This is a genomic window from Arthrobacter sp. CAN_A212 (assembly GCF_015752345.1).
Classification (GTDB): domain Bacteria; phylum Actinomycetota; class Actinomycetes; order Actinomycetales; family Micrococcaceae; genus Arthrobacter_D.
In genome coordinates this window covers 1-18585 of sequence record NZ_JADOUT010000014.1, presented here as the reverse complement: position 1 = coordinate 18585, position 18585 = coordinate 1, and the positions used below count along the sequence as shown (strand labels likewise).

Here is an 18585-nt window from a genome sequence, read left to right as displayed (position 1 = left end):
TCAGCGTGCACCCCCTGCGAGCCGGGTCCCATGGTCAACGAGCACGGAGTGCAGGACCTGCTGGCCCATTGTCTGGAACGCGGCGTCGTCATCGGAGTGCGCGGCCATCGCCGCGCCGATGCACAGCGCCCAGCCCCGGGCCCGCTGCCAAGTGGCGTCCGGGGTGGGACGAGCGGCGTTGATCCGGTTCTGGAACACGCGGCGGCCGTACCGGTCGAAGACCAGCCACGCGGCGGCCAGATCGGTGGCGGGATCACCGCTGCCCAGGTCGCCGAAGTCCAGGACTGCCGCCAGCTTTTTGTCCGGTCCCAACACCAGATTCGCTGCGTGCAGGTCGCCGTGGAGCCAGAGGGCAGTGCCGTCCCAGGCCGGTGAGTCGCGCAGCTCCTGCCACAGGTCGAGGAGGTCTGCGGTGGGTAATTCAAGGGCGGCAAGGCGCTGTTGGAGGGCCCCGTCCCGGTCGCCGAGCGCACCGCCGCGCACAGGATTGCGGGGAGCATCCTCCGGAGCTGGCTGCTGAAAGGCCAGCACGAAGTCGGCAAGGTCCTCCGCCGCCGGGGTGCGGTCCCCCAGGGGGATTTGCGTCGCGACAGCGCCCTCAACCCACGTCGTGATACTCCAGTGCCAGGGGTACGACGACGACGGCTCCCCCACCCGTACCGGCGTCGACGCGAAGCGCAGGGGTGATTCGGGCGGCTGGGCGCCGGGGTCGGCGCCGGGCTGGTCGGACAACAACCGTGGCAGCCACGCCTGCTCGTTCCTGGCCAGCTGGGCGGCGGCCTCGCGGCGGGGCAGCCTGACCGAGAGGTCGCTCCCCAGCCGGAAAATGACGTTATCCCAGCCTTCGGCGACGGCGTTCAGGGGCAGCTCGGCGAGGTCCGGATGCTGCTCCCCCAGGAGCTCCCGGACCAGGTCAGCGGTAATCAGCACCTCGGCGGCCGGCCTATTCGCCACGAGGGTCCTTTCTGGTGAGAAGCGGTGAGCAACCTGGACATTCGAGAGGAAAATGTTGACCCAAATTGTCCAGGTTGCTCACCCCAAGGAGGGTAAGGGCCGTTAGCCCTCGACGCCGAGGCGCTGCAGGATCAGCTCCCGCACCCGGCCGGCGTCGGCCTGGCCACGGGTTGCCTTCATGACGCCGCCGACGATTGCCCCGACAGCCTGCACCTTGCCGCCGCGGATCTTGTCCGCAACGTCCGGCTGGGCGGCCAGCGCCGCGTCGATAGCCTCGAGCAGCGGTCCGTCGTCGGAAACAACTGCCAGCCCGCGGGCCTCCACCACTTCGGTGGGGGTGCCCTCACCGGCGAGGACACCGTCGAGCACCTCACGGGAGAGCTTGTCGTTGATCTTGCCCGACTCGATCAGCGAGTTCAGCTCGACGATCAGCTCGGGGGTGACACCCAGCTCGGACGGCTCGACATCGGCCACCTTCGCACGACGGGAAATCTCGCCCATCCACCACTTGCGGGCGACGGCTGGCTTGACCCCGGCGGCGATAGTGTCCTCGATCGAGGACATCACGCCGGCGTTGACGACGTCGCGGAACTCAGCGTCGGAGTAGCCCCAGTCCTGCTGCAGCCGCTTGCGGCGTTCAGCCGGCGGCTCGGGCAGTTCGGCGCGGAGCCGCTCAATCCACTCCTCGGTGGTGACGATGGGAACCAGATCGGGTTCCGGGAAGTAGCGGTAGTCGTCGGCATCGGACTTGGGGCGGCCCGACGTCGTCGACCGCGTGTCCTCGTGCCAGTGACGGGTTTCCTGGGTGATCGGGGTTCCCGAGTCGAGCACCGCGGCGTGGCGCTGGATCTCGTACCGGACAGCGTGCTCGACGGCGCGCAGCGAGTTGACGTTCTTCGTCTCGGTGCGGGTGCCGAACTTCTCCTGCCCTTTGGGCTTGAGGGAGACGTTGGCGTCGCAACGGACGTTGCCGCGCTCCATCTTCGCGTCGGATACGCCCAGGTTTTTCACGATCTCGCGGATCGCTGCGACGTAGGCCTTGGCGAGCTCGGGGGCACGGGCACCGGCACCGACGATCGGCTTCGTGACGATTTCGACCAACGGAACACCGGCACGGTTGTAGTCCACGAGGGAGAACTCGGCGCCCTGTATCCGGCCGGTGGAGCCACCCATGTGGGTGAGCTTTCCGGCGTCCTCTTCCATGTGGGCGCGCTCGATCTCGACCGTGAACACCGTGCCGTCGGCCAGCTCAATGTCGATGGAGCCGTCGTAAGCGATCGGGTCATCGTACTGGGAGGTCTGGAAGTTCTTCGGGGTGTCCGGGTAGAAATAGTTCTTCCGGGCGAAATAGCACTTTTCGGCGATTTTGCAGCCCAGAGCCAGCCCAATCTTGATGGAGGACTCAACGGCCACCCGGTTCACCACCGGCAGGACGCCGGGCAGGCCAAGGTCCACCGGGGTGACATTGGTGTTGGGGGTGTCTCCGAACGCGTTGGGCGCGGAGGAGAACATCTTGGTCTGCGTGTTCAGCTCCACGTGGACCTCGAACCCCAGCACCGGATCGTACTTCTCAAGTGCTTCCTCGAATGAGAGCACTTCTTCGGTTGCGATAACCATCAGTTGGTTCCTCCTACAGTGCTGGTCTCCACGCGGTCGGCTGCGCCGCCGGGCTGCAAAGCGTCAGGCCTCAGGACAGGTGCGCGGTCCAGCAGGGGGCCGCCCCAGCTGGCTTCGAGCAGCGATTCGAGCACCGCTCCCACCCGGTACAACCGGGCATCCTGGCGGGCCGGAGCCAGCAACTGGATGCCAACGGGAAGGCCGTCCTCGTCGGCAAGGCCGCCGGGCAGCGACAGCCCCGGTACGCCTGCCATGTTGGCGGGGATGGTTGCGACGTCGTTCAGGTACATGGCCAGCGGATCGTTGAGCTTCTCACCCAGTTTAAAGGCGGTGGTGGGCGACGTCGGGGAAATCAGGACGTCGGCCTGCTTGAACGCGTTGTCGAAGTCCCTCTGGATCAGGGTACGGACCTTCTGCGCTGATCCGTAGTAGGCGTCGTAGTAGCCGGCGCTCAGTGCGTAGGTGCCCAGGATGATGCGGCGTTTCACTTCGTCGCCAAACCCGGCGGCACGGGTGGCTCCCATGACGCGCTCAATGGTGGGCGCACCGTCGGGCACTACCCGCAGACCAAACCGGACGCCGTCGTACTTGGCCAGGTTCGAGGATGCCTCGGAGGGCATGATCAGGTAGTAAGCGCCCAGGGCGTATTCGAAGTTGGGGCAGGAAACCTCAACGATTTCGGCCCCTGCACCGCGCAGCAGCTCCAGCGACTCCTGGAACCGGGTCAGGACGCCGGCCTGGTAGCCCTCGCCCTGCAGTTCCTTGATAACACCGATGCGCATGCCTTCGACGTTGCCCAGACGGGCAGCCTCGACCAGCGCGCCGAGGGGGTCGGTGAGCGACGTGGAGTCATTGGGGTCGTGGCCGCCGATGACCTCGTGGAGCAGCGCGGAGTCCAGGACGGTCCGCGAAACGGGGCCGATCTGGTCCAGCGACGACGCCATCGCGATGGCGCCGTAACGGGAAACTCCACCGTAGGTGGGCTTCACGCCGACGGTGCCGGTGACGGCGCCGGGCTGGCGGATGGAGCCGCCGGTGTCGGTGCCGAGGGCGAGAGGTGCTTCGAAGGCGGCGACGGCGGCAGCCGAGCCACCGCCCGATCCGCCGGGGATCCGGTCCAGGTCCCATGGGTTGCGGGTGGGTCCGTAGGCGGAGTGTTCGGTGGAGGAGCCCATGGCGAACTCGTCGAGGTTGGTCTTGCCCAGGATCGGCATTCCGGCCGCGCGGAGGCGGCGGATCACCGTCGCGTCATAGGGGCTGTGCCAGCCCTCGAGGATCCTGGAACCGGCAGTGGTCGGCTGGCCCTTCGTAACGATCAGATCCTTGACGGCGATCGGGACGCCGGCCAGCGCGTGGAGTTCCTCAGAGTTAGCGCGGGATTTGTCTACCCCAGCCGCGACGGCGAGTGCCTCATCGGTATTGACGTGCAGGAAGGCGTGGACGCCGTCGTCGCCGCCGTCGACGTGGGCGATCCGGTCGAGGTGGGCCTGGGTGGCTTCGACCGCTGAGATTTCTCGGGAGGCGAGTTTCTGGGCGAGCGCTGCAGCGCTCAGCCGAATCAGTTCAGTCATGGCTATTCCCCGTCCAGGATTGCTGGGACCTTGAAGCGTCCGTCGGCGTTGTCGGGGGCGCCGGAGAGGGCTTCCTCGTTGGTGAGGGTCTCGCCGACCACGTCCTCGCGGTACACGTTGCTCAGCGGGATGGGGTGGCTGGTGGTGGGAATGTCGTCGCCTGCCACCTCGCTCACCCGCTTGATCGAGTCGACAATTACTGCCAGCTCACCGGTCATCCGGTCCAGCTCTTCGGCGCTCATATCGATGTGGGCCAGCCGCGCCAGGTGCGCAACGTCCTCACGGTTGATCTCAGCCATAAATCTCCCATGGTCAATGAATTGGTGTTTGGCTCAAGTCTACGTGCGGTGTGAGCAGCGGCCGATTCGGCGGGGCGTTACGATTCCCCAGCGTGAAGCGCGGTGTCAGCGTCTGTCGTACGCCAGCCAAGGAAGTGGACCACCAGTCCGGGCCGGGTTGGAGCACAACAAAACGGTCCCGCCTCCAGGATCCCATCGGTTGCGAACGGCGCAACGCGGACCAGCCTCCAGGGTTCCTCGTCGACCCTGGCTCGGATAGTCACCGCTCCGGGGGCCAAACTGGCGCGCACCGTCACGATCCGCCCGGCCCATCCCGGAACCGGTGATAGTGACCAGTCGGATTCGCCGCGGGTGACTACTGCGCCCAGACCCGGCTCACCATCACTGCATTCGACCCCGGCCTTGATCCAGTTCTTGTCATCTGTTTTGAGGAAGACACCGGCCTGGTCGAATTGCGCGGGGAAGTCGAGGCGGAAGGCCACCTCGACTGCTTCGCCCACACTTACTGGCCGGAGCAGTGCGTGTTCGGTGTCATGAATGAAGCCGTACGAGGTTGTCCGCCATGCATCGCTGCCCTCCTTAGCGGTCACGAATAGTCCCTCATCGGAGGTGCGCACATTCTCTGGCTCTGTTGTCCAGCGTCCCTCGGACCACGCGACAGTTCTCATGTCATCACTCTTTCAGGAGCCCGGCTGCTGGGACAAGGCTCCCCCACCGAGACTTCGTTCCCGTCGCGGGCCGGGCCGCTCTCCGGGTAGGGGTGGTGCGGTGGAGTGGTAGGTGTGGCCGGTGGGGGTGGTGGTTTTGAGCTTATGTCTCGGTCCGGGTGCGGGGGCTACAGCCCAGCCGGGTGTTCTTTGGTGTGGTTGCATGCTTCGCAGAGTCCAGCCCCATTGCCGATCGATGTCGGCCCGCCGCGATGCCAGGGGACGATGTGATCGATGTGGCGGATCGGGGCGTCGCAGTACGGGGTCCGGCAGGTGTCATCCCGGGCGGTGATAAACCGGCGTTGCGCTTTCGTGAAGAGCCGGGCCGTGGAATCCATCGCCACCAGGTCCCCGGTCGATGGTGCCGTGTAGAGGCGACGCAACCACACGTCGAAAGCCGAACCTCCTTGCCCCGACAGGCTTTGACCTTTCGGACCAGTGCCAGTGCCACCAGCTGACCCTGACCCGGTCGAACTTTTCGTTCCGTCCTGGCTGTTTGCTGGGCTGGTTGCTGGGCTGGTCGGTGTTTCTGCCTGGATGAGGTTTCGTGCCCAGCTGGAGGGGACGATGCCGTAGCCGGGGATCCTGGCTGGTTCGCTGTCGCCTTGGAAGAGGGCACGGTCGGTCATGATGAGCTGCAACTCGACCCGGCTGATACCCCCGGGGACACCGGTGACGCGTTCGACGAGGGTATCGGCCATCACCTGACCCCTAGACCTCGGGTCACCAGCACCCCGGACCGTGTCAGCGTGACGAGTCAACGCGGCGTAGGTGGCGACGGCTTCCTTCACCGGAAGCAACGCGGTCAAATAGGCCATGGTGTCCGGTGCCGGCCGGATACTCACACACCGCTCCGTCACGGCGTGGGCGGCCCGGTTCACCACCGACCGGGGATCCCGCCGGTACGCGGCTGCCTTCACCGCTGCGATGATCGCCTTATCCCCACACCCGGTGAACCTACCCGTATCAGCTGATAGCTCTTCATCCACGGCAGCACGGTCAACACTACTGAGGCACGCAGTCTCTTTCACCAACAGGGTCGCCCGCCACTCATTCGACTGACCCGTGTGAAGGGCCGCCAGCGTGTGGGGCATCTCCGTCACCAGCGCCCGCGCCAAACCGAGGAGCCGGCTGCCCCGAGACGGGGACTCACGCCTCGCCAACGCGACCTGCGCCCCCACCCCTTTGCCTCGCTCGGCGGCGGGTACCCCGGCGAGGGTTTGGGTGTCGCGTTCGACGATGTCGATCGCGACCGTGATCCGGGCCTGCACCCCAGCAATCGCCGACTTCAGATCCTCCAACTCCCGCAACTGATCAATCAACCCCACCACATCCACCGCCGGTTTCAGGGAGTTCAGCGATTCGGCCAGGGCTAGGGTGGAACGCTCACGGCCAACCCCGGCAGACGCAGCGGAAGAAGCACCGTCAGCAGCACCAGAGGAGCGGCCGCCGCCAGGTTCACCAGAAGAACAAGCACCAGAGGCTCCCCGCGGAGCCACCACTCGGGAGGGGGTTCCCTTCCGTTTCGGTGATGGAGCTGCCCTGCCTTCCATACCTCTATTGTCCCAACCCCACCGACATTCCTGCGGAACTAAGGGCTATGTGGACAAACCTCTCGAACAAATATTCGAACCCAGATAGTCACTCCGCGGCCGCTGAAATAGCCCCCATATTCATAGTTCATGAGGGCGCCGGCGCATCAAATTGGAGAGCATCAGGGAGTCCGCACCAAAGCCTCCGGATCAACCAGGATCACCAGGATCACCAAATCGAGATCAAGGCCCTTTACTGCCTCCGGGGTGAGGGCCCGCACGCCGCCTCGCCCGAGACTCGCGCCGCAGGCAGGGACTCGTAACAACTCGACCTCAGAGAATCCGCCGCAAACTCCGACGGCGCCGTGACGGTGGTTGACGACGTCGTCCGCTGCCCATGGCAGTTGCTTTCCGCAGCGGAAAGTAATTACACTTTCCACCATGGAAAATAACTTGCCTCCATCAGCAGCCGATCAGTCAAGCTCCGCTGCTGCGCTGTTGGCCGACGTCGACAAGGACCGCTCAGCCCTCATCGACCGCATGACCACGCCCAGCTGGGCAGCGCCTGCGTTCGGTGCTCTCGCGGCAATCTGTGTCGTCTCACCCGCGGCAGGAGACAACCGATCGGGCAACTCAGCCCTGCTGATCATTGTCGGAATCTTGGTGGTCTACCTCTACCAACGGGCGACGGGCGTGAGGTTGGCCAGAATCGGCTGGGCGGCGTGGCTGATCTACGCCGCGACCCTGGTCTTTTGCCTGCTCATGCTTAGCGTTTCACTGGGGCTCGTATCTTTCGGCCTGCTCTGGTGGGTCATCGCTCCCGCTGCAGCTGCTTTCGGAGCAGGGGCCATGGGCGCCCACTACTTCATGCGAAGTGCCGTCAACCGGATCCGCAGTGCCCGCTGAGACTGCTGACACCACGGGTGCGGTGTTCAACGAGCTGATTCATGCACCGTTGCGTTTCAGGATCTGTGGACTTCTCCGGAACGTGAAAAGTGCAGACTTCCCAGCGATTCGGGACTCCCTCAACATCGGCGACGCGGCGCTGTCGAAACACCTGAAGGTGCTGAGCGACGGCGGTTTTGTCGCCATGACGAAGTCGTCCTCGGCTGGCCGTGCAGATGCACGTCGGGTCAGCTGGCTATCCCTGACACCTCAGGGGAGAATCGCTTTCGATTCCCATCTCGCTGCCCTGCAGGCCATCGCAGCGGGAACGAGCGACTACGGCCACTGACCTCTTACCATGCTGGCATCGATCCGATGCGGAGACCGGCCTAGCCGCTGATGGTGGCGGAGCGGGCCGGTAGGTTCCGGATTACTGAGCAGACTCGGAATAGAACCGTCATTCCGAGGCGTATTACGGCAGTAAGGAACTTGGGAGTGCACGCTCAGGTCAGGTGCAGTCGTGGGGTTGTCTGGCTGCCGACTTACCGAGACGGCGAGAGTGCTGACGACGATGGCGGCAGCCAGACCCACGGAAACAAACGTTGCCCCCCAACGACAGATCGTTTCATACACACATAGTGCCGCACCGTCGCGCGCAAGAATGCTAAAAAGTGCCAACCTGAGAGAATACTGTGGAAATCCTGACCAAAGTTCGTTCGCAGTGGGTACGGCACCTGATCTCGGGGGCTGAAACCGGCTTGCGCCTAGCTGGCAGATCCTTTGGCGGCGGGTCTGCGCCAATTCAGCGCGGCGACCAGAAGCACGGTTCCTGCAAGGGTGCCAAACGCGACGAGAATCGCACCCACCAGCCAGAGCCCTGAGTAGTCGGCGGAGGCGGAGGTGATGGCAAACGCGCCGGTGAATCCCGCGGGCATGGCGAGGATGACAATGGCCGGCGCGAGGAACTTGTTCGCGACCCAGCCAAGGGCTGCCCACGAAACAACACACCCGATCACCTGCCAAGGCTCGTAGGGGCCTGACGCCGAACCGGTCTCCGGGTCGATCTGGTAGCCCGTGTCCCAGGCGAACCAGCCCACCCACAGACCAGCGCTGAGCGCGATCACGCCGACGATCAGGAGCGTTCGCTGTGCCCGGCCCTGGGTGTGACTCCGAAGTTTCATCGTTCGGCTAAAGGGTCAGCCGGAAGACCCAGAGAAGAATTTCCTCGTCCCGTACCCACCAGTCCCGTTCGGGCTGGCGTTCAAAACCTAACGACCGGTACAGCGCATGCGCGCGGGTCATGTCGGACCCACTGGTCAGGGATACTGCCGTAATGCCGTCCAGCGACCGCGCGTGCCCGATGATCGCTTCGACCATCTGCCGGCCCACCCCGCCCCTTTGGCAGGCCGGGTCCACGGCGAGCATACGGAACTCCAGCTCGCCGGCAACGGCGATATCCGTGTAGCGCTGGCCCTCAAACGTGATCGCCACGGACGCCACCACCGCCGCATCCTGCTCGGCCACCCAGATTTCGGCGTGCTCGGCACGGTGTTCGACGTCGGCCAGTACCCGCAGGTACGGGTGGTCCGGTCCCTCGAAGTACCCTGCCTCAAGGTAGGCGGCGCAGGTGATGCGGCGGACGTCGTCGTAATCCGCTGCAGTGACGGGTCGGATCACGAGGTCGGTTGGTGCTGTGGGGGTCATCTAATCCTCATTGGGAAGGCGGACGGGCACGACGCCGGAATGCCGCCTTCCAATTCTGCTACACGTCCGGGTTCTTCTCCACAACGTCCCATTCGCCGAAGCGGACGAATCCCGCCGATTCAGCCAACGCAGCCGACGCCACGTTGTCCCGTTGTCCCGTTGGCAGCGATACTGCGGTTCGTAGCCCAGCTGGAGGGCCATCGAGCTGATGGCGCGCCAGGGATACATGCTCGCGGCGGCGACCAGCCGGCCCCCGCTGAAGGTGCCGAACGCGAGCCAGTGATCGAGTTCGACGAACGCTTCGTCCAGGTCCGCGGCGGGTGCCTGACCCGTGAAGCGGGCAAAGGCCTCGTGGTCGTCCGGCGTGAGCTGCCGAGTGCCCTCGAGACTGGGTTCACACCGGACTGCTTCGTGATCGGTGGCGGGAAGGTAGAACAGGCAGTCCGGACCGTTCAGCCTGATTCCCGCGGCAGCGAGCCGCGGCGCGAGGTCCTCGGTGCGGACCGTCTGGTTGGGAGAGACGCCAAGGTGCTGGGCCCGTCCGGGTGTGAGAGTGAGCAGGCTGGGGCCTTCCGCGACATGCAACACTGTCACCGCGCGGTCCTCAGCCAATGACGGATCTATGACTATCTGGACACTCCCTGAGGCCCCCGGGACCAGATCTACCGGGAACCAGTGCTGGGTCACTCTCGGAGAAAACACGGGCTCAGGCTCCTGACTGGGTGGTGGATTTTGCTGCCATCTGGATCACTATAGCCGCAGCACTAATCGCTATCTGCACCCCGACCAGCCACGGATAGACGTTCCCGATGTACAGGGCCAACAGCAGCGGCAGCATGGATAGGACCGTCACATCGGCGCCCCGGAACAACGCCGCAATCTGGGTTCGGGGGACGGGGCCGAAGGGCGTTTCTGCGGCTGGGGCCGTCCAGTCAGTCGCTGGACGGGTTGCGGCCCTGACGGATCCGGCCCCCATCCCGAGGCCGGCCACCGCTCCCAGCAGAATCAGGGCCGGCCCACCGACACCGACGATGGTCAGTGCACCGGTCAGAGCCACCATCCAGGCGCTCATCGCGACGGCCGGCATCAGGGTCCGGCTGAGCATCACCACCGAGGTGGAGACCGGAAGCAGCAGATCCAGCTCCGGGACCAGCGCCGTCCGCCGCGCGACGACCCCCATTCCTGCACTCGTGACGCATCCCGCAACCACGATGACCAGCAGTTGCACGACGGCGGGCAAGGCCGCATCAGCCAGCACCAGAGCAAGACATGCCCCCAACCAGACCAGCGGCCCCGCTACCCCTGGCTGCAACCGCAGGAACGCAACAATATCGGCGCGCGCGATCGCCGACCGAGGCCCCAACCCCTGGCGGGCGTATATCTTCGCGCCCCGCATCGAGGCGGTGTGGCGCGGGCTGGCCGCCAATGCCCGGCTGAGCTCGTTAATGTCCAGGAGGAACACTGAAGCCCCGGCGTGGCCGGACACGCCTCCCCCGCGTACCAGCTCGGCCCCTGCCACTGCACCAACCTTCGGCAGCGAGTAGGCCAGCATCCCGATCGCGAGGGCACACGCCACCAGTGGCGGCCAGACGGCAGGACCCAGCGACGGCAACACCGCGAGGGGTAGCAGAGCCAGCGCCGGCCAGAGAACATCACGTCGGCCGGAACTCGCCCGCAGCTGCAGCAGCGCTCCTCCGCCGACCACGATCACCGCAACCAACCCAAACGTTCCAGCGGTAAGGAGATGCCCCGTAGGTGTCCGGTCCAAAGCGGTGAGCAGACTGAACGGAAGGTAGGCCGCAGGACCGGCCACCCCCGCCCCGCCGATGAGGCGGATGAGGCCCGGCAGAACCATCGGCCGCCGGTCGACCGGCAGGGGCCGCCACCAGGATCCCTCGCTGGAACTCACCGATGCCGGTCCCAGCCGCCTCGTCAGGGCCAGCAAGCCGTTCAACGCGAGGTAGGTCAACAGGATCCACAGGACCTCGGCCGGAAGGATCTGCCACTGCTGGTCGGCAAGGCCACCCTGCGCAGGATCCCGTCGGGCAATCTCGTCGCGCAGAGCAAACACAAATGAGCCGGCGATCGCGAGCACGCAGCCCAGCGCCAGGGTGTTCGAGTAGATGTCGACGAACAGGCCGCCGACCGAGGTCCGGGCCCGGTTGTACCGGCGGGACGACGTGCGGGTAAATGCGACGACGGCTCGGGCGGTGGCGAGGGTCCCGTCCTCGTCCTCATTGGCAGCTGGTCGCAGCCGAAGCGCGTCAGGAGCCGGCAATGATCGCAGCTCCCTGGTCAGGGTCGAGCTGCTCGACGACGTCGTCAATGACCAGGCAGGTCGATGCGGTCTGCACCAGCAGCCGCGGATCGTGGGTCACCAGCACCACGGCGGCGCCGGCGTCCGCATGGTCGCTGATCCGCTGCGCAAGCGCAGCGCGCATGACCGGGTCGAGCCGTTGTTCGGGTTCGTCGAGGATCAGGAGGGAAGACGGACGGATGAGTCCGGCTGCCAGGAGGAGCCGCCGCCGCTGCCCGGAGGACAGGGAATCCGGGACCACGTCCGCCCGGTCCCGAAGTCCGAAGAACTCCAGTTCGGCGGTGACCCTTTCGTCCGGGGCATCCAGTGAATGGCCTCGTGCGACCAGCAGCAGATGCTCACGGACCGTGAGGGCGGGAAAGAACAGGTCGTCGTCGAACACTGCAGACACCTGGCGCCGGAACATTACCGCGTCCGGAACCGCCGGCAAACCCCGCACCAGCACGTCACCAGCCAGCGCGGGCTGACGGCCGGCAAGCGTCCGGACGACCGTCGACTTGCCCGCGCCATTGACTCCGACGATCCCGAGAACCTCACCGGGCTGGACCGCCACCGACACCGCACCGCACACCGGCGCCCTGAAATAGCCAACGAGGAGACCCGTGGCCTGAAGTACTGCCCCCAGTTCAGCCATTCGCTCATCGTAGTATGGCCATTGATATGCAAGCCGATACTTGCCTATAGTGGATTCATGGCTGATGTCTTCCACGCTCTCGACGACGAAACGCGGCGGATCATCCTTGACGAGCTCTCCGTCCGCGACGGGCAGACCCTGTTCGATCTATGTTCGGTGCTCGCCATGCGACACCAGCGAAGCCTGACCCGACAGGCCATCTCGCAGCACCTGGCAGTACTGGAGTCAGCCCATCTGGTGCTGACCGAGCGGCGCGGCCGCTCCAAGTTCCACTATTTCAATCCTGGACCGCTCACCGAAATCACCGGCAGATGGCCCACCGAGAAGAGGACCGAATGAAAATTGCCCTGACCAGCCTGTTCGTTAACGACCAGCGAGCGGCGTTAGCCTTCTACACCGACGTCCTTGGCTTCACCAAAGGCCACGACATCCCGCTGGGTGACGATTTCTGGCTGACCGTCCGGTCACCCGAATCCCCCGACAGCCCCGAACTCCTCCTCGAACCGTCAAGCCACCCCGCAGTGAAGCCATACCGCGATGCGCTGGTTGAGGACGGAATCCCGCTGGCGCAGTTCGCGGTGGAGGACCTCGAGTCCGAGTATGCCCGGCTGACCGAAAAGGGAGTGGTCTTTACCCTGCCTCCCACCGACATCGGCACGGCCGTCATGGCCGTCTTCGACGACACCTGCGGCAACCTGATCCAGCTCGTCGAAATTAAGCAGCCATGATCACGATGTTGCAATGGGCGCAGCTCCCCCGGTTGCTACGATTCCTCTAGTTGATAGCGCTGATTCGGGAGATCACTCCCATCTAACACAGGGAGAGGCGTCGTGAGCGAAGCACGCAGGCGGGAACTAGGGGACACTGACGCCCCGGTCGAGGATGAGCTGAAGGAATCGTTCGACAACACAGTCGAAGAGGGTGCCGAGCGGCTGCAACGCACCTTCCGCAACATCCTTGTGACCGGGGTGTTCGGGGGGTTCGAAATCGGGTTGGGCATCATGGCCTACCTGGCGGTGCTGCACGAGACGGGCGATCATCTGCTCGCCGGGCTCGCGTTCAGCGTGGGCCTCGTCGCCCTGTTCCTGGCGCACAGCGAACTGTTCACCGAGAACTTTCTGATGCCGGTCGCGGCCGTCGTCGCGAAGGAGGGCAGCGTGACGCAGCTGGCCAAGCTGTGGGGTGGAACCCTTGTGGCGAACCTGGTCAGCGGCTGGGCCTTCGTCTGGATAGTCATGCAGGCGTTCCCGGAGTGGAATGAGACGGTCGCCGAGAGTGCCCACCATTTCATTGATGCGCCGTTCTCCATGCAGGTGGTCGCGCTGGCCGTGCTGGGCGGCAGCACCATCACCCTGATGAGCCGGATGCAGCAGGGAACATCGAACGACGTCGCCAAGATCGTGGCAACGGTGATCGGCGGATTTCTGCTGGCAGGCCTGCAGCTGTTCCACTCCATCCTGGATTCCCTCCTGATCTTCGCCGCGATCCATTCCGGCGCCGACATCAGCTACCTGCAATGGCTCGGCTGGTTTGGTTACACCCTGGCATTCAACATGCTCGGCGGACTCCTCCTCGTAACCCTGCTCCGCCTGGTGCGCACCAAGGAACTGATCGAGAAGCGCCGGGACGAGGCTCCAGCGGATCCGGACGCTCCGCACAACAGCTGACGACGTCGGCGGGCCGTGGTCAGGCGCGTCGGTACCCGGTCCCGTCCGGGCGCCTGGCCAGATGGCCCTGGTCCACCAGTGCGCGACGCAGGGCGGGGATGTCCCGGGTGACGGTGGCCAGCACCAGGTTCACTTCTCGTTCGGAGAGCTCCTGGTCCGCGGGAATGAGCCGTTCGGTCAGGTGCTCGAGCACCGCTGTGCGCTCCGCAGGGTTCCGCGGCAACCCGTCGAGCTGGCCGTCGAGGAAGAACCGGTCAACGCCCTGCGGCTTTTTCCGTGCCGTTGCGCCCAGCACCTCCTGGAACAGGTCGGCATTCACCGTGCCGTCCGTATTCAGCAGCGCCGCCGCGTGAAGTTTCTCCAGTTCCTTCGACGACGCATCGGAGTGCTGGCCGAGCACAGCAGCGGCGTAGAGTTCGCGCAGCCGAGGGGCTGAGAGGGTGGAGAACGCCTTCTGCCAACTGGGCGTCATTCGCTGCTCCCCGACGGGTTCAGGGTCAACGCTGCGGCGCGTTGCACCAGCTGCGGTGTTCCGGCAGCGGTGACGCCCCCAAACCGCTCGGCTGCATCCGGGCCGCCGTCGAGCTCGGAGGTGAGATCCGGGCGGAGCACCGCTGCACCGGCCTCCTCGGCGATGAGGGCGCCAGCAGCCCAATCGTGTTCGTTCAGTCCGCGTTCCAGATACCCGTCGAGGGTGCCATCAGCAACCATGCACAGGTCAAGTGCCGCGGATCCCAGCCGCCGGACGTCCCCAAATCCCGCCAGGAGTGAGGACAACTCCCCCACCTGCTGAGCCCGGGATGCGGCGTCGTAGGTGAAACCGGTACCCAGCAGGGCGCCAATCCGTCCGCTCTCCGGGCCCGCCAGACGGGTTATCCGGCCATGATCCCTCACCCAGGCACCCTGCCCGGCCGCTGCCCAGTACACCCGGTCCAGCGCCGGGGCATGGACCACCCCGGCCAGCCACCGGCCGTCAGCATCGGCGGCCGCCACCGACGTGCAGTAGTAGACAATATTGCGAATGAAGTTGGTGGTGCCGTCCAGCGGGTCGATGGACCACCGCACCCGGTCGGTTCCAGAGGCCCTGTCGGGAACAGTGGTTCCGAGCTCCTCACCGGTGATCACATCGTGGGGACGGGACCGGGAGATAACATTCCGCACGGCACGTTCGGCCGCCAGATCAAACGCAGTCACCCAATCGCTGTCCGAGCTCTTGTTCTGCGAACCCAACGCCTCGACAGTCCGACGCGCCAACACGTCCGCTCCCGCGGAGGCAGCCTGTTTTGCCAGGTGCAGCAGCTCCGTCGGGGATGCGCTCACGCTGGGCCCTCCTCGAGCAGCCGGGTGAAGCCTTCCTCGTCCAACACCGTGAGCCCCAGGGCTTCGGCCTTGTCCAGTTTGGTGCCGGCGTTTTCCCCCGCCACCACATAGTGGGTGTTCTTCGAGACAGAACCAGATGCCTTGCCGCCGCGCTGGATGATCGCCTCTTTCGCTTCATCCCGGCTATAGCGTTCCAGCGACCCGGTGACGACAACGGTCACGCCCTCCAGGGTGCGCGGCATGGAGGTGTCGACGTCGTCCTCCATGCGCACACCCGCGGCGGCCCACGCGTCAACGATCTCCCGGTGCCAGTCCTCAGCGAACCACTCGGTCAGCGCCGCGGCAATGGTGGGGCCGACGCCGTCGACGTTCGCCAGTTCCTCTTCTGACGCGGCCCGGACCCGATCCATTGAGCCGAACGCTGTGGCCAGGGCACGCGAGGCCGTCGGTCCCACATGCCTGACCGACAGGGCGACCAGGACACGCCACAGTGGCTGCTGCCTTGCCTTCTCCAGCTCGGTGAACAGCCGCCGGGTATTGGCGCTGGGTTCGGACGGCTTCTTCGCGGTTCCCTTGGTGTAGAAATAGGGCACCAGCTCCTTGCCGACCACCTCGCCCTTGACCCGCTTGTCCCGCAGGATCCGCACGTCGGCGAGCGCCTCGGGGGTCAGGTCGAACAGCTGCGCCTCGGAGGTGAGCGGCGGGTCGGTCGGCTCGGCGGGCTGGGTGAGCGCGATCGCCGCTTCCCACCCGAGGGCCTCAATGTCGAAGCCCCCTCGGCCTGCGAGGTGGAAGACCCGCTCCCGCAGCTGCGACGGGCAGGACCGGGCGTTGGGGCACCGGATGTCAACGTCGCCCTCCTTCGCCGGGGCCAGCGGAGTTCCGCAGGACGGGCACTCGGTCGGCATGACGAACTCGCGTTCGGTGCCGTCACGAAGGGCGACGACGGGGCCCACGATCTCCGGGATCACATCCCCTGCCTTGCGCAGCACCACCATGTCCCCGATCAGGACTCCCTTGGCCTTGACCACATCCTGGTTGTGCAGGGTCGCCATTTCGACGGTGGAGCCAGCAACCTTGACCGGTTCCATCATCCCGAACGGCGTGACGCGACCGGTCCGGCCCACGTTCACCCGGATGTCGAGCAGCCGGGTGTTGACCTCTTCCGGTGGGTATTTAAAGGCTACCGACCAGCGGGGCACCCTGGAGGTGTGCCCGAGGGCCCGCTGCAACGCGAAATCATCGACCTTGACGACGATGCCGTCGATCTCGTGCAACACTTCATGCCGGTGTTTCCCATAGTGCTCGATGAAGTCGACCACCGCCGGGGCGTCGTCGAGCACCCTGTAGTAGGGCGAGGTGGGCAAGCCCCACCCCTTCAGCAGACCGTAGGTTTCCGATTGGGACTGCGCTGCCAGACCCTCGCGGACACCGATACCGTGCACGTACATATCCAGTGGCCGCTCGGCGGTCAGTGCCGGGTCCTTCTGGCGGAGGGAGCCGGCCGCAGCGTTACGGGGGTTGGCAAACGGAGCCTTCCCCGCGGCAACCATCCGCTCGTTGAGCTGGGCGAACGCCGTGGAGGGGAAGAAGACCTCGCCACGGACCTCCATCTCGGCAGGGTGGCCAGTTCCGGCCAGGACCCTGGGGATCGACTTGATGGTCAGGACGTTGTGGGTGATGTCCTCACCCGTGGTGCCGTCGCCGCGGGTGGCGGCGCGCACCAGCTCCCCCTTCCGGTAGAGCAGGTTGACCGCCAGGCCGTCGATCTTCAACTCCGTCAGCCAGCTGATGGTGCTGCCCGGGCTCACGGATTCGACGCTGGCGGCAGCGCGGCTCACCCAGATATCCAGTTCGTCGAGTGAGAAGACGTCCTCCAGGCTGTACATCCGCTGCAGGTGGTCCACGGCCGCGAATGCGGAGGACGCGTCACCGCCCACTTCCTGGGTTGGTGAATCGTTGGCTACCAGTTCGGGGTGAAGCGCTTCGATCTTCTCCAGCCGTCGGAACAGCTCGTCAAATTCGGCATCCGAAATAGTCGGCGCGTTCTCGTTGTAGTAGGCAAACCGGTGACGGCGCACCTCTTCAGCCAGAGAGTTGTACTCCTCCCGCAGGGAATCTACCGGGGTCTGATCCGGAGCAAGTTCGATGTCTGGGTTATCAGCTGTTCTGGCCACAGTCCTATCTTGCCTCAGTAGTAAGCAGGATGCTTGTTGTGCGGCTAGGTGTAGTGCCCGGACACTAGGGCACCATCAGGACAAGCCACGTAATTCTCAAGCAACGGCTTATCCGGTGGACTGTTCTCCGGATCGGGTGGAAGAACCAGACGCAAATCAACCAAGTGAACCCATCATCCTTCTCTTTCGGTCAACAACCGTTGTCCAACATCACTTGCAGAACCTCGGTGCCGTCAGGCTATCGGGCTGGCAGGACGCAGAGCTCGTTGCCCGACGGGTCGGCATAGATCCGCCAGGGCAGGTCGCCCCAGTCGGGGTTGAGCTCCCGCCCGCCCCGGCTGGTAATGCCCGCGGCGACGTCGTCGGGGTTGTCTGCAGGGTCGAGCCGGACGTCGAGATGAAGCCGGTTCTTCGCGGTTCCCTTCGGGGCAGGCTCGGGACAGAACTCCAGCAAGGGGCCGCGGTGGGAGGGGTGCCGCAACGTGGTGGGCGATCCGGCCAGCTGGTGCCATCCGGTGAGCCACGACCAGAACGCCGCGTCCCGCTCCGGATCGGCGGAATCGATCGGCAGGGCCGCAATCGGTCCGGTGTTGGAATAGGCTGGCCGGTCATTCATGACGCAAAAGGCGTTGCTTTCCGGATCGGCGAGCACGGTCCAGGGCACCCCGCCCTGTCCGATGTCGAGATGCCGCGCACCGAAGCTGAGCAACCGCTCGACGACGTCGGCCTGCCGATCCCCGCCGAGCAGATCCAGGTGGATCCGGGGTTCCGACGACGGCGGTTCGTGCACCCGCTGGAAGCACAGGTCGAGGACCAATCCGCCATCGGTGGCGAGCCGTGTTTCGTAGATGCCGGGTTCGTCGGTGAGCTGTTCGCCGTCGAACGCTGCCTCCCAGAACCGCCCCAGCTGTTGCGGCTCCATCGCGTCAATGACGATGTTCTCCAGGTACATGGTCCACACCCTACCTCCAGCGATAATCTTGCTGCCTGCGAATCCGGCCGATCGCGGGACCGTATCCCTGGTGATTGATCAGCCCCGTTTTCGTCACCATGACCTGATCCACTGCCGTGTGCGAGATGACCGCGGCCGCCGTAGCGTCCTAGCTTCCTAGTGTAGCGTGTCGTTGGTTCCTTTGTGTCTGATCTTTGTCAGACTTGATCCATGGTTTATCTGGCGAGGGCTTTGGAATTGCGTGACGGG

At 65.2% G+C, this 18585-nt stretch carries 21 protein-coding genes; 5 read left to right on the top strand and 16 right to left on the bottom strand.

The annotated features are described in order from the left end of the window. The 7 genes from IWX64_RS11540 to IWX64_RS11510 all read right to left on the bottom strand — a co-directional run bounded on the left by IWX64_RS11540 (position 1) and on the right by IWX64_RS11510 (position 7123). Entirely contained in the window at positions 1–954 is a 954-nt protein-coding gene (locus IWX64_RS11540) for an aminoglycoside phosphotransferase family protein (protein WP_196867274.1), read from the bottom strand. 102 nt (positions 955–1056) lie between these two features. Next, positions 1057–2571 (bottom strand): Asp-tRNA(Asn)/Glu-tRNA(Gln) amidotransferase subunit GatB, encoded by a 1515-nt coding sequence (gatB, locus tag IWX64_RS11535; RefSeq protein WP_245345711.1) that lies wholly within the window; start codon positions 2569–2571, stop codon positions 1057–1059. Continuing rightward, positions 2571–4142: an Asp-tRNA(Asn)/Glu-tRNA(Gln) amidotransferase subunit GatA gene (gene gatA, locus IWX64_RS11530; RefSeq protein WP_196867273.1), complete on the bottom strand. Its 1572-nt coding sequence runs from the start codon at positions 4140–4142 to the stop codon at positions 2571–2573. Before gatA ends, gatB begins: the two co-directional genes overlap by 1 nt. A gap of 2 nt (positions 4143–4144) precedes the next feature. After that, positions 4145–4441 carry an Asp-tRNA(Asn)/Glu-tRNA(Gln) amidotransferase subunit GatC gene (gene gatC, locus IWX64_RS11525; RefSeq protein ID WP_171586331.1) on the bottom strand — a complete coding sequence of 99 codons (297 nt, stop codon included), beginning with the start codon at positions 4439–4441 and terminating at the stop codon, positions 4145–4147. A gap of 77 nt (positions 4442–4518) precedes the next feature. Next, entirely contained in the window at positions 4519–5109 is a 591-nt protein-coding gene (locus IWX64_RS11520) for a DUF1349 domain-containing protein (protein WP_196867272.1), read from the bottom strand. Positions 5110–5276: 167 nt separating this feature from the next. Further along, the gene (locus IWX64_RS11515; RefSeq protein ID WP_196867271.1) at positions 5277–6701 is read right to left on the bottom strand and encodes an HNH endonuclease signature motif containing protein; all 1425 of its coding nucleotides are present in this window, start codon (positions 6699–6701) and stop codon (positions 5277–5279) included. 161 nt (positions 6702–6862) lie between these two features. Next, the gene (locus IWX64_RS11510) at positions 6863–7123 is read right to left on the bottom strand and encodes a hypothetical protein (protein WP_196867270.1); all 261 of its coding nucleotides are present in this window, start codon (positions 7121–7123) and stop codon (positions 6863–6865) included. Between IWX64_RS11510 and IWX64_RS11505 the strand changes: the two genes are divergently transcribed. Together IWX64_RS11505 and IWX64_RS11500 are read left to right on the top strand one after the other, a co-directional pair. Continuing rightward, complete coding sequence (locus IWX64_RS11505; RefSeq protein WP_196867269.1) at positions 7122–7586, top strand: hypothetical protein; 465 nt, start codon at positions 7122–7124, stop codon at positions 7584–7586. The two genes, IWX64_RS11510 and IWX64_RS11505, sit on opposite strands and share 2 nt — an antisense overlap. Next, a complete protein-coding gene (locus IWX64_RS11500) occupies positions 7576–7914 on the top strand; it encodes a transcriptional regulator (protein ID WP_196867268.1) in 339 nt (112 codons plus the stop codon). The genes IWX64_RS11505 and IWX64_RS11500 overlap by 11 nt, the downstream gene beginning before the upstream one ends. Positions 7915–8329: 415 nt before the next feature. On the opposite strand, the gene IWX64_RS11495 is transcribed toward IWX64_RS11500, so the two are convergent. The 5 genes from IWX64_RS11495 to IWX64_RS11475 form a co-directional block, all read right to left on the bottom strand. Further along, positions 8330–8746 (bottom strand): hypothetical protein, encoded by a 417-nt coding sequence (locus IWX64_RS11495; protein WP_196867267.1) that lies wholly within the window; start codon positions 8744–8746, stop codon positions 8330–8332. Positions 8747–8753: 7 nt separating this feature from the next. After that, positions 8754–9269, bottom strand: a complete 516-nt coding sequence (locus IWX64_RS11490; protein ID WP_196867266.1) for a GNAT family N-acetyltransferase — start codon at positions 9267–9269, stop codon at positions 8754–8756. Next, the gene (locus IWX64_RS11485; protein ID WP_196867265.1) at positions 9270–9863 is read right to left on the bottom strand and encodes a hypothetical protein; all 594 of its coding nucleotides are present in this window, start codon (positions 9861–9863) and stop codon (positions 9270–9272) included. 112 nt (positions 9864–9975) lie between these two features. After that, positions 9976–11547 (bottom strand): DUF6297 family protein, encoded by a 1572-nt coding sequence (locus IWX64_RS11480; RefSeq protein WP_196867264.1) that lies wholly within the window; start codon positions 11545–11547, stop codon positions 9976–9978. Then, on the bottom strand, positions 11534–12220 hold the full coding sequence (locus tag IWX64_RS11475; RefSeq protein WP_334683264.1) for an ABC transporter ATP-binding protein: 687 nt from the start codon (positions 12218–12220) through the stop codon (positions 11534–11536). The genes IWX64_RS11480 and IWX64_RS11475 overlap by 14 nt, the downstream gene beginning before the upstream one ends. A gap of 57 nt (positions 12221–12277) precedes the next feature. On the opposite strand from IWX64_RS11475, the gene IWX64_RS11470 reads away from it, so the two are divergent. The 3 genes from IWX64_RS11470 to IWX64_RS11460 all read left to right on the top strand — a co-directional run bounded on the left by IWX64_RS11470 (position 12278) and on the right by IWX64_RS11460 (position 13887). Next, entirely contained in the window at positions 12278–12559 is a 282-nt protein-coding gene (locus IWX64_RS11470; protein WP_196867263.1) for an ArsR/SmtB family transcription factor, read from the top strand. Then, entirely contained in the window at positions 12556–12948 is a 393-nt protein-coding gene (locus IWX64_RS11465; protein ID WP_196867262.1) for a VOC family protein, read from the top strand. The genes IWX64_RS11470 and IWX64_RS11465 overlap by 4 nt, the downstream gene beginning before the upstream one ends. A gap of 102 nt (positions 12949–13050) precedes the next feature. Beyond that, positions 13051–13887 carry a formate/nitrite transporter family protein gene (locus tag IWX64_RS11460; protein ID WP_196867261.1) on the top strand — a complete coding sequence of 279 codons (837 nt, stop codon included), beginning with the start codon at positions 13051–13053 and terminating at the stop codon, positions 13885–13887. A gap of 19 nt (positions 13888–13906) precedes the next feature. Here the strand turns inward: IWX64_RS11460 and IWX64_RS11455 are convergent, their stop codons facing one another. From IWX64_RS11455 to IWX64_RS11440, 4 genes are all read right to left on the bottom strand, one after another. Then, the gene (locus IWX64_RS11455) at positions 13907–14359 is read right to left on the bottom strand and encodes a DUF2087 domain-containing protein (RefSeq protein ID WP_196867260.1); all 453 of its coding nucleotides are present in this window, start codon (positions 14357–14359) and stop codon (positions 13907–13909) included. Next, complete coding sequence (locus tag IWX64_RS11450; protein WP_196867259.1) at positions 14356–15207, bottom strand: inositol monophosphatase family protein; 852 nt, start codon at positions 15205–15207, stop codon at positions 14356–14358. The genes IWX64_RS11455 and IWX64_RS11450 overlap by 4 nt, the downstream gene beginning before the upstream one ends. Next, positions 15204–17384, bottom strand: a complete 2181-nt coding sequence (gene ligA, locus IWX64_RS11445; RefSeq protein ID WP_334683263.1) for an NAD-dependent DNA ligase LigA — start codon at positions 17382–17384, stop codon at positions 15204–15206. The genes IWX64_RS11450 and ligA overlap by 4 nt, the downstream gene beginning before the upstream one ends. A gap of 238 nt (positions 17385–17622) precedes the next feature. Then, complete coding sequence (locus IWX64_RS11440; RefSeq protein ID WP_196867258.1) at positions 17623–18336, bottom strand: VOC family protein; 714 nt, start codon at positions 18334–18336, stop codon at positions 17623–17625. Between the last annotated feature and the right edge of the window lie 249 nt (positions 18337–18585).

Coding starts and splice junctions, on each gene's coding strand:
- IWX64_RS11465 (WP_196867262.1), top strand. CDS start 12,556: ATGAAAATTGCCCTGACCAGCCTGTTCGTTAACGACCAGCGAGCGGCG.
- gatB (WP_245345711.1), bottom strand. CDS start 2,571: ATGGTTATCGCAACCGAAGAAGTGCTCTCATTCGAGGAAGCACTTGAG.
- IWX64_RS11455 (WP_196867260.1), bottom strand. CDS start 14,359: ATGACGCCCAGTTGGCAGAAGGCGTTCTCCACCCTCTCAGCCCCTCGG.
- gatA (WP_196867273.1), bottom strand. CDS start 4,142: ATGACTGAACTGATTCGGCTGAGCGCTGCAGCGCTCGCCCAGAAACTC.
- IWX64_RS11515 (WP_196867271.1), bottom strand. CDS start 6,701: ATGGAAGGCAGGGCAGCTCCATCACCGAAACGGAAGGGAACCCCCTCC.
- IWX64_RS11520 (WP_196867272.1), bottom strand. CDS start 5,109: ATGAGAACTGTCGCGTGGTCCGAGGGACGCTGGACAACAGAGCCAGAG.
- IWX64_RS11440 (WP_196867258.1), bottom strand. CDS start 18,336: ATGTACCTGGAGAACATCGTCATTGACGCGATGGAGCCGCAACAGCTG.
- IWX64_RS11470 (WP_196867263.1), top strand. CDS start 12,278: ATGGCTGATGTCTTCCACGCTCTCGACGACGAAACGCGGCGGATCATC.
- IWX64_RS11505 (WP_196867269.1), top strand. CDS start 7,122: ATGGAAAATAACTTGCCTCCATCAGCAGCCGATCAGTCAAGCTCCGCT.
- gatC (WP_171586331.1), bottom strand. CDS start 4,441: ATGGCTGAGATCAACCGTGAGGACGTTGCGCACCTGGCGCGGCTGGCC.
- IWX64_RS11490 (WP_196867266.1), bottom strand. CDS start 9,269: ATGACCCCCACAGCACCAACCGACCTCGTGATCCGACCCGTCACTGCA.
- IWX64_RS11510 (WP_196867270.1), bottom strand. CDS start 7,123: ATGGTGGAAAGTGTAATTACTTTCCGCTGCGGAAAGCAACTGCCATGG.
- IWX64_RS11495 (WP_196867267.1), bottom strand. CDS start 8,746: ATGAAACTTCGGAGTCACACCCAGGGCCGGGCACAGCGAACGCTCCTG.
- IWX64_RS11475 (WP_334683264.1), bottom strand. CDS start 12,220: ATGGCTGAACTGGGGGCAGTACTTCAGGCCACGGGTCTCCTCGTTGGC.